Origin of the sequence: Streptomyces avidinii, from assembly GCF_014650695.1 — a bacterium.
GTDB classification, from domain to species: Bacteria; Actinomycetota; Actinomycetes; order Streptomycetales; family Streptomycetaceae; genus Streptomyces; species Streptomyces avidinii.
Genome location: NZ_BMVL01000012.1, coordinates 211,150 through 219,998, shown reverse-complemented (window position 1 = coordinate 219,998; position 8,849 = coordinate 211,150). Strand labels below are relative to the sequence as shown.

Here is an 8,849-nt window from a genome sequence, read left to right as displayed (position 1 = left end):
ACGGACTCAGCCGAAGACGGGACCCGTGAACTTCTCGCCCGGCCCCTGGCCCGGCTCGTCCGGCACGATCGAGGCCTCGCGGAAGGCCAGCTGGAGCGACTTCAGACCGTCCCGCAGCGGGGCCGCGTGGAAGGAGCTGATCTCGGTGGCGCTCGCGGTGACCAGGCCGGCCAGAGCCGTGATCAGCTTGCGGGCCTCGTCGAGGTCCTTGTGCTCGGAGTCCGGCTTGTCCAGGCCCAGGTTGACCGCCGCGGCGCTCAGCAGGTGCACGGCCACCGTGGTGATCACCTCGACGGCGGGCACGTCCGCGATGTCGCGGGTCATGGTGTCGTAGTCGGGGGCGCCGTCGGCAGCGGGGTCGGTGGGGGGTGTCGCGTCAGTCATGCGCCCCACGATATGCCGTGCGGCGGGCTTGCGGCGCGGGTGCTAGTATGTACTTCGACCGGCCGGACACTTCTGTGCCCGGCCCACAAGTGGAGGCTCCGTTCTCCCACCTGACTGCTCTCCGGGGCGGCGGGTCACCGGTCAGGCGGCATCCATCGTTCCGTACGGACGATGGAAAGCTGCCCGAGTTTACGCCCCGCGGTTCGCACGCGGCGGTGTTCCGGTTGTTTTGGAGCCCCTGCCTGTGCCCGGCGGGGCTTTTTTCATTCTCCCGCTGCGGTCGGTCTGACGGAAATACACGTCAGCGGCTGTCTGCCAGGCAGCCGTGTGGTGCTACCGAGGAGGATCCATCAGCACCGAGCCCCGCATCAACGACCGGATTCGCGTTCCCGAGGTACGGCTTGTCGGTCCCAGCGGCGAGCAGGTCGGCATCGTGCCGCTTGCCAAGGCGCTTGAGCTCGCGCAGGAGTACGACCTCGACCTGGTCGAGGTCGCGGCGTCCGCACGCCCGCCGGTCTGCAAGCTCATGGACTACGGCAAGTTCAAGTACGAGTCGGCCATGAAGGCCCGTGAGGCGCGCAAGAACCAGGCGCACACGGTCATCAAGGAAATGAAGCTCCGGCCGAAGATCGACCCGCACGACTATGACACCAAGAAGGGTCACGTCGTTCGGTTCCTCAAGCAGGGCGACAAGGTCAAGATCACGATCATGTTCCGTGGTCGCGAGCAGTCCCGGCCGGAACTCGGCTACCGACTGCTGCAGCGTCTCGCTTCGGACGTCGAGGACCTCGGGTTCATCGAGTCGAACCCGAAGCAGGACGGCCGAAACATGATCATGGTCCTCGGTCCGCACAAGAAGAAGACCGAGGCGATGGCCGAAGCCCGCGAGGCGCAGGCCGCCCGCAAGGCGGAGCGCCAGGGTGTCGCCCACACCGATGACGAGGCTCCTTCCGAGGACGCCGCCGTCGAGGTCGATGACACCACCGAGGTCGCCTCTGCCGAGGCCCCCGAGACCGCTGCCGATGAGGCGCCGGCCGACGAGGCGAACGCCGAGGCCTGATTCCGAGGCAGCCCGTCTCGGATCACCGACACAACATGACGCTCCCGTCAGCCGGTCCCCACAGGGCCGGCGGGAGCGCCACCGACGAGGAGATAACGGCGCTATGCCGAAGAACAAGACGCACAGCGGTTCCAAGAAGCGCTTCAAGATCACCGGCTCCGGCAAGGTGCTCCGTGAGCGCGCCGGCAAGCGCCACCTGCTCGAGCACAAGTCGTCCCGTGTCACCCGCCGCCTGACCGGCACCGCGGAGATGGCCCCCGGCGACGCCGCGAAGATCAAGAAGCTTCTCGGCAAGTGACGTCCTCCGCTCCCCAGTGCGGGAGCGGGACGTCAAGACCGGGACCCCATCGAATTCGGGCCGTGTGAAGACACCCACGGCCCCGCTACAAGGAGTTAAAAAGTGGCACGCGTCAAGCGGGCAGTAAACGCCCACAAGAAGCGCCGGGCGATCCTCGAGGCGGCCTCCGGCTACCGCGGTCAGCGTTCGCGCCTGTACCGCAAGGCCAAGGAGCAGGTCACCCACTCGCTGGTCTACAACTTCAACGACCGCAAGAAGCGCAAGGGCGACTTCCGTCAGCTGTGGATCCAGCGCATCAACGCCGCTGCCCGCCAGAACGGCATGACGTACAACCGCCTCATCCAGGGTCTGAAGGCCGCCAACATCGAGGTGGACCGCAAGATCCTCGCGGAGCTGGCCGTCAACGACGCCAACGCGTTCGCCGCGCTGGTCGAGGTTGCGCAGAAGGCGCTCCCGGCCGACGTCAACGCCCCCAAGGCCGCTGCGTAAGGCCTGGCCGGCCGCGTAAGCAGTCGGCACCCTCGGACCCGCAGGCGATTCGCCTGCGGGTCCGAGTGCTTTCCCCGCACCGCAGGGGCGCCCCGCCGGTACCGCCCGCGCTCCGCGCGCCCCGCACCGCCCGCGCCCGCGCGCCCCGCACCCCCGAGAGAGAACCGCAGAGACCATGGCTGACCTGGGTCACCCCGACGAGCTGATCTCCCCCCGATCCCCGCGGGTGGCCGCCGCCAGGCGACTGGCGCGGCGCAATTTCCGCACCAAGGAGCGCCGCTTCATCGCCGAGGGCCCGCAGGCCGTCCGCGAGGCCGTCGAGCACCGCGGTCCCACGGGTGCGTCGACCCTGATCGAGCTGTTCGCCACCGTCGAGGCCGCCGAGCGCTACACGGGGATCATCGAGGCCGCCCTGGACGCGGGCGCCCGCGTGCACTACGCCTCCGACGAGGTGCTCGCCGAGGTCTCGCAGACCGTCACCCCGCAGGGCCTGGTCGGCGTCTGCCACTTCCTGGACTCCCCGTTCGAGGAGATCCTCAGGGCCGAGCCCAAGCTGGTCGCCGTCCTCGCGCACGTCCGCGACCCCGGCAACGCCGGAACGGTACTGCGCTGCGCGGACGCCGCCGGCGCGGACGCGGTGGTGCTGACCGATGCCTCCGTGGACCTCTACAACCCCAAGTCCGTACGGGCCTCCGTGGGATCCCTCTTCCACCTCCCGGTCGCCGTCGGCGTTCCGGTGGAGCAGGCCGTCGAGGGGCTCCGGGCCGCAGGCGTACGGATCCTCGCGGCCGACGGCGCGGGCGAGGACGACCTCGACGCCGAGCTGGACGCGGGCACCATGGGCGGGCCCTCCGCCTGGGTCTTCGGCAACGAGGCCTGGGGCCTGCCGGAGGAGACCAGGGCCCTGGCGGACGCCGTCGTACGGGTCCCGATCCACGGAAAGGCCGAGAGCCTGAACCTCGCAACGGCCGCCGCCGTGTGCCTCTACGCGTCCGCGCGTGCACAGCGGGCGCCCGGAGGGTGCCGCTCCGTGACCCCCAGCTAGTAATGTGGCAGCCCGGGGGCCCACTGCGCTACTCGGAGATGTGGGGTACGGGGACATGACCGTCGGTACGAACAGCTCACCGGGGGCCGATACGACGGCCGGTGCACCGGTGCCGGCCGCACCCGGCGCCGCCCGGGTCCCGTCGCAGGCCGAGGCTCTGGCCGGCGTCCCGCCGCAGGCTCCGGCCGGCACCCGCACGGGCGGGCCCGTGGACGCCGCCCCGGCAGGCCGGGCCGGCGCCGTACCCCCGGGACGGGCCGCGGGCACGCGGTGCTCCGTACCGGCGCAGGCCGGCACGCCGGGGCCGGCGGCCCGCGGGACGGCCGGGACGGTTCCGGACGAAGACGCTCCCGGGGAGGGGCTCGGCTTCGGGATCGACCCCGACACCCTGCCCGACGGGCTGGTCGTCGCCGACGCCACCGGGCGGGTCATCTGCTTCAACCGGGCCGCCGCCCGGATGACCGCGACCGACCCCGCACAGGCACTCGGCAGGCGCATCGACCGGGCGCTCCCGCTGGAGGACCTCGAAGGCCGCCGCTGGTGGGCGCTGACCGACCCGTACGGGGGCCTCGCCACCCGCCGCGGACAGCCCGAACGGAACCTGCTGCTCCCCGGCGGGCGCGAGGTGCTGGTCTCCGCCAGCTACATCCGTACGCACCCCACCGGCCCGCTGCGCCGCCTCGTGGTCACCCTGCGCGGTACCGAGGCCCGCCGCCGCACCGAGCGCAGCCACGCCGAGCTGATCGCCACCGTCGCCCACGAGCTGCGCTCCCCGCTGACCTCGGTCAAGGGGTTCACGGCCACCCTGCTCGCCAAGTGGGAGCGGTTCACGGACGACCAGAAGCGGCTGATGCTGGAGACCGTCGACGCCGACGCCAACCGCGTCACCCGCCTCATCGCCGAACTGCTCGACATCTCCCGCATCGACTCCGGTCGCCTGGAGGTGCGCCGGCAGCCGGTGGACATCGCCACCGCCGTCGGCCGGCACGTGCAGGCGCTCACCGCGAACGGACAGGCCCCCGAGCGGTTCCTCGTGAGCGTCAGCCGCCCGCTCCCCGACCTGTGGGCCGATCCGGACAAGATCGACCAGATCCTCGGCAACCTCCTCGAAAATGCGGTGCGCCACGGCGAGGGAACGGTCACCATCGGGGTGTCGCCGCATGAGAAAGGAACCGCCGTCACCGTGTCCGACGAAGGCCCCGGGATCCCCGAGGAGTCGATGGGCCGCGTCTTCACCCGCTTCTGGCGGGGGAGCAAGCGCGGCGGCACCGGCCTGGGCCTGTACATCGTCAAGGGCATCGTGGAGGCCCACGGCGGGACCATCACGGTCGGTCGCGGCCCCGGCGGCGGCGCCGAGTTCCGATTTATCCTGCCCGTGAGCGCCCCCGCGTACCTCACGCAGTAGCCCTGCGGAGCGTCCCGGCAGGCGGCCCACGGGCTCCTTCACCCCCAGCGACCTTTAGACTCGTCCTTTGGCACCTTTGTGTCTCTGCGTCGATCGGTCCGATCCTGTCGTACGGGGACCCACCAGCCAGCCATCGGAAGTACGGGAAGAGATGTCGGCACCGAACAAGTCGTACGACCCTGTCGAGGTCGAGGCACTGAAACCGGAAGAGATCGAGCGCATGCGGGACGAGGCGCTCGCCGCCTTCGCGTCCGCCGGCGACCTCGACGCGCTGCGTGAGGCGAAGACCGCGCACATGGGCGACCGCTCGCCCCTGGCGCTCGCCAACCGCGAGATCGGCGCGCTGCCCCCGCAGGCCAAGGCCACCGCGGGCAAGCTCGTGGGCCAGGCCCGCGGCGCCGTGAACAAGGCCTTCGGGGCCCGCACGGTCGCGCTGGAGGCGGAACGCGACGAGCGGGTGCTGGTCGAGGAGGCCGTGGACGTCACGCTGCCCTACGACCGCGTCCCCGCCGGCGCCCGGCACCCCCTGACCACGCTGATGGACCGCATTGCGGACATCTTCGTGGGCATGGGGTACGAGGTCGCCGAGGGGCCGGAGGTGGAGGCCGAGTGGTTCAACTTCGACGCCCTCAACTTCACGCCCGACCACCCGGCACGCCAGATGCAGGACACCTTCTTCGTCCGGGGGCCCGAGGGCACCCAGGGCGACGAGTCCGGCGTCGTGCTGCGCACCCACACCTCGCCGGTGCAGGCGCGCTCGCTGCTGGAGCGCAAGCCGCCGGTCTACATCGTCTGCCCGGGCCGGGTGTACCGCACCGACGAGCTCGACGCGACGCACACCCCGGTCTTCCACCAGGTCGAGCTGCTGGCCGTGGACGAGGGCCTGACCATGGCGGACCTCAAGGGCACCATGGACCACATGGTCCAGGAGCTCTTCGGCGAGGGCACCACCACGCGGCTGCGCCCGCACTTCTTCCCCTTCACCGAGCCGTCCGCCGAGATGGACATGCAGTGCTACGTGTGCCGCGGCGAGTCGGTGGGCAACCCCGACCGCCCGTGCCGTACCTGCTCCAGCGAGGGCTGGATCGAGCTCGGCGGCTGCGGCATGGTCAACCCCAAGGTGCTCATCGCCTGCGGTGTGGACCCCGAGAAGTACAGCGGGTTCGCCTTCGGGTTCGGCATCGAACGGATGCTGATGTTCCGCCACAACGTCGAAGACATGCGAGACATGGTCGAGGGTGACGTTCGCTTCACCCGGCCGTTCGGGAGTGAGATCTGATGCGCGTCCCGCTTTCCTGGCTGCGGGAGTACGTCGACCTCCCCGCGGGCGAAACCGGCCGCGACGTGGCCGCCAAGCTGGTCGACGCCGGCCTTGAGGTCGAGACCGTCGAGCAGCTCGGCGGCGGCCTCAAGGGTCCGCTCGTCGTCGGCCGGGTGCTGACCATCGAGGAGCTGGAGGGCTTCCGCAAGCCGATCCGCTTCTGCACGGTCGACGTCGGTCAGGCCAACGGCACCGGCGAGCCGCAGGAGATCGTCTGCGGCGCCCGCAACTTCGCCGTCGGCGACAAGGTCGTCGTGGTCCTGCCGGGCGCGGTCCTGCCCGGAGACTTCGCGATCGCCTCGCGCAAGACCTACGGCCGCACCTCGCACGGCATGATCTGCTCCGGCGACGAGCTGGGCATGGGCGACGACGGCACGCACGGCATCATCGTGCTGCCGCCCGAGTACGAGGTCGGCACCGACGCGATCGAGCTGCTCCAGCTCGTCGACGAGGTCCTCGACATCGACATCACCCCGGACCGCGGCTACTGCATGTCCATGCGCGGTGTCGCCCGCGAGGCGGCCACCGCCTACGGCCTGCCGCTGCGCGACCCGGCGCTGCTCGACGTGCCCGCGCCGAACTCGTACGGCTACCCGGTCAAGATCGACGACCTGGCCGGCTGCGACCGGTTCACCGCCCGTACGGTGACCGGCCTCGACCCCGACGCGCGCTCCCCGATCTGGCTGACCCGCCGCCTGCAGAAGGCGGGCATGCGCCCGATCTCGCTCGCCGTGGACATCACCAACTACGTGATGCTGGAGCTCGGCCAGCCGCTGCACGCCTACGACCGCTCCAGCATCGACGGCACCATCGGTGTCCGCCGTGCCGAGCAGGGCGAGAAGTTCACCACCCTCGACGGCGTCAAGCGCACGTTGGACGCCGAGGACCTGGTGATCACCGACAACAGCGGGCCGATCGGTCTCGCCGGCGTCATGGGCGGCGCCAACACCGAGATCGCCGACTCCGTCACCGACCCCGGGACCGGGCAGGTCACGGGGACCACGGACGTCGTCATCGAGGCCGCGCACTTCGACTCCGTGTCGATCTCGCGCACCGCCCGCCGTCTGAAGCTGTCCTCGGAGGCCTCCAAGCGCTTCGAGCGGGGCGTCGACCCGCAGGCCGCCGCCGCGGCCGCACAGCGGACCGTCGACCTGCTCGTGCTCCTCGCGGGCGGCACCGCCGAGGCGGGCGTCACCCAGATCGTCGCCCCGGGCGCCCCGCGCACCATCGCGATGGGCGCGGACCACCCGGACCGGGTCGCGGGCATGGAGTACGGCCGCGAGACCGTCGTCCGACGCCTCCAGGAGATCGGCTGCGACGTCTACGGCCAGGACGAGCTCGTCGTCACGGTCCCGTCGTGGCGGCCCGACCTCGCCGAGCCCAACGACCTCGCCGAAGAGGTCATCCGGCTGGAGGGCTACGGGAATCTCCCGTCGACCCTCCCGCAGGTGCCCTCCGGCCGCGGTCTGACCTCCCGCCAGCAGCTGCACCGCCGGGTCGGCCGCGCGCTGGCCGGCTCGGGCTACGTCGAGGCGCTCAGCTACCCGTTCATCGGTGAGGGCGTCTTCGACCAGCTCCAGCTCCCGGCGCATGACGTCGCCCGCCAGGTCGTCAAGCTGGTCAACCCGATCTCCGACGAGGAGCCGGCGCTGCGCACCACGCTGCTGCCGGGTCTGCTCGGCGCGCTGCGCCGCAACGACAGCCGGGGCAGCCACGACCTCGCGCTCTTCGAGACCGGCTCGGTCTTCCGCGCGGCCGACCGGCCGGGTGTCGCCGTACGGCTGCCCGTCGACCGGCGTCCCACGGACGAGGAGATCGCCACCCTGAACGCGGCCCTGCCCGCGCAGCCGCGGTACGCCGCGGTCGTGCTGGCCGGTGCGCGCGAGCAGGCCGGCTGGTGGGGCAAGGGCCGCCCGGCCGACTGGGCGGACGCCGTCCAGGCCGCCCGCGCGCTCGCCGTCGAGGCGGGCGCCGAGCTGGTCGTCCGCCAGGGCCAGTACGGCCCCTGGCACCCGGGCCGCTGCGCCGAGCTGGTCGTCACCGTCGGCGGGGTCGAGCAGGTCATCGGCCACGCCGGTGAGCTGCACCCGCGGGTGGTCAAGGCGATGGGCCTGCCGGCCCGCACCAGTGCGATGGAGCTCGACCTCGACCGCCTCGCGGCGGCCGGCGGCGAGGCCCTCCAGGCGCCCCGGATCTCCTCCTTCCCGGTGGCGACCCAGGATGTGGCGCTGATCGTCGACGCCTCGGTGCCGGCGTCCGCGGTGGAGGCCGCCCTGCGCAAGGGCGCGGGCGAACTCCTCGAATCGCTGCGGCTGTTCGACGTGTTCACCGGTGAGCAGGTCGGCGAGGGCAAGAAGTCCCTGGCCTACGCGCTGCGCTTCCGCGCGGCCGACCGGACGCTGACCGCCGAGGAGTCCACGGCCGCGCGTGATGCGGCGGTGGCCCTGGCGGGCGAGCGGACCGGGGCGGTGCTCCGGGGCGCGTAACCGCTTCCGTACGCCAGTGAGGGCCCCTCCGGACCACCGGAGGGGCCCTCACTCGTTCGGGTGAGGGGCCCGGTGGCCCGCGTCGGGGGTCGGCCGGTCGATTTCCCAGCTCGTCCGGCCTTCGAGGACCGGGTCCGGGCAGCGCCCGGTTTCGGGAAGGGGCGGGGTGGGGGAAGCTCCCGCGCAGCGGCTCGGTGCTCTGCGACGATCGGCCCGGACCACGCGCGCCGGGCCCGGTGGATGGGCCCGGCGCGCGTCCGGTCCGGCCCCTGCCGGGGCGCGGCGACCAACCGGGCGCCGGCGGAGCCGGATCGCGCCGCCCGCCTGCCGTGGAGTGTCGGGCAGACAGCAGAACGGGCGG

The 8,849-nt window shown here is 71.9% G+C and carries 8 protein-coding genes; 7 read left to right on the top strand and 1 reads right to left on the bottom strand.

Annotation, left to right across the window (positions count from 1 at the left end; all coding sequences use genetic code 11):
* Positions 1–6: 6 nt before the first annotated feature.
* Positions 7–384: a DUF1844 domain-containing protein gene (locus tag IE257_RS28385; RefSeq protein ID WP_030387119.1), complete on the bottom strand. Its 378-nt coding sequence runs from the start codon at positions 382–384 to the stop codon at positions 7–9.
* A 325-nt stretch (positions 385–709) separates the two neighbouring features.
* Between IE257_RS28385 and infC the strand changes: the two genes are divergently transcribed.
* The 7 genes from infC (at position 710) to pheT (ending at position 8,488) form a co-directional block, all read left to right on the top strand.
* Positions 710–1,444, top strand: a complete 735-nt coding sequence (gene infC / locus IE257_RS28380) for a translation initiation factor IF-3 (protein ID WP_189972719.1) — start codon at positions 710–712, stop codon at positions 1,442–1,444.
* A gap of 103 nt (positions 1,445–1,547) precedes the next feature.
* Positions 1,548–1,742, top strand: coding sequence for a 50S ribosomal protein L35 (rpmI, locus tag IE257_RS28375; RefSeq protein WP_030387121.1), 195 nt, complete (start codon positions 1,548–1,550; stop codon positions 1,740–1,742).
* A 102-nt stretch (positions 1,743–1,844) separates the two neighbouring features.
* Positions 1,845–2,231, top strand: coding sequence for a 50S ribosomal protein L20 (gene rplT / locus IE257_RS28370; protein WP_007263143.1), 387 nt, complete (start codon positions 1,845–1,847; stop codon positions 2,229–2,231).
* A gap of 184 nt (positions 2,232–2,415) precedes the next feature.
* Complete coding sequence (locus IE257_RS28365; RefSeq protein WP_189972745.1) at positions 2,416–3,276, top strand: TrmH family RNA methyltransferase; 861 nt, start codon at positions 2,416–2,418, stop codon at positions 3,274–3,276.
* Between the two features lie 55 nt (positions 3,277–3,331).
* Positions 3,332–4,681 carry a sensor histidine kinase gene (locus IE257_RS28360; RefSeq protein WP_189972718.1) on the top strand — a complete coding sequence of 450 codons (1,350 nt, stop codon included), beginning with the start codon at positions 3,332–3,334 and terminating at the stop codon, positions 4,679–4,681.
* 151 nt (positions 4,682–4,832) lie between these two features.
* Positions 4,833–5,960 (top strand): phenylalanine--tRNA ligase subunit alpha, encoded by a 1,128-nt coding sequence (gene pheS / locus IE257_RS28355; RefSeq protein ID WP_189972717.1) that lies wholly within the window; start codon positions 4,833–4,835, stop codon positions 5,958–5,960.
* The gene (pheT, locus tag IE257_RS28350) at positions 5,960–8,488 is read left to right on the top strand and encodes a phenylalanine--tRNA ligase subunit beta (RefSeq protein WP_189972716.1); all 2,529 of its coding nucleotides are present in this window, start codon (positions 5,960–5,962) and stop codon (positions 8,486–8,488) included. Before pheS ends, pheT begins: the two co-directional genes overlap by 1 nt.
* Positions 8,489–8,849 lie beyond the last annotated feature (361 nt).

Excerpts from the sequence above, each read along its gene's own strand:
- IE257_RS28385 (WP_030387119.1), bottom strand. The coding sequence starts at position 384 with ATGACTGACGCGACACCCCCCACCGACCCCGCTGCCGACGGCGCCCCC.
- rpmI (WP_030387121.1), top strand. The coding sequence starts at position 1,548 with ATGCCGAAGAACAAGACGCACAGCGGTTCCAAGAAGCGCTTCAAGATC.
- pheS (WP_189972717.1), top strand. The coding sequence starts at position 4,833 with ATGTCGGCACCGAACAAGTCGTACGACCCTGTCGAGGTCGAGGCACTG.
- IE257_RS28360 (WP_189972718.1), top strand. The coding sequence starts at position 3,332 with ATGACCGTCGGTACGAACAGCTCACCGGGGGCCGATACGACGGCCGGT.
- pheT (WP_189972716.1), top strand. The coding sequence starts at position 5,960 with ATGCGCGTCCCGCTTTCCTGGCTGCGGGAGTACGTCGACCTCCCCGCG.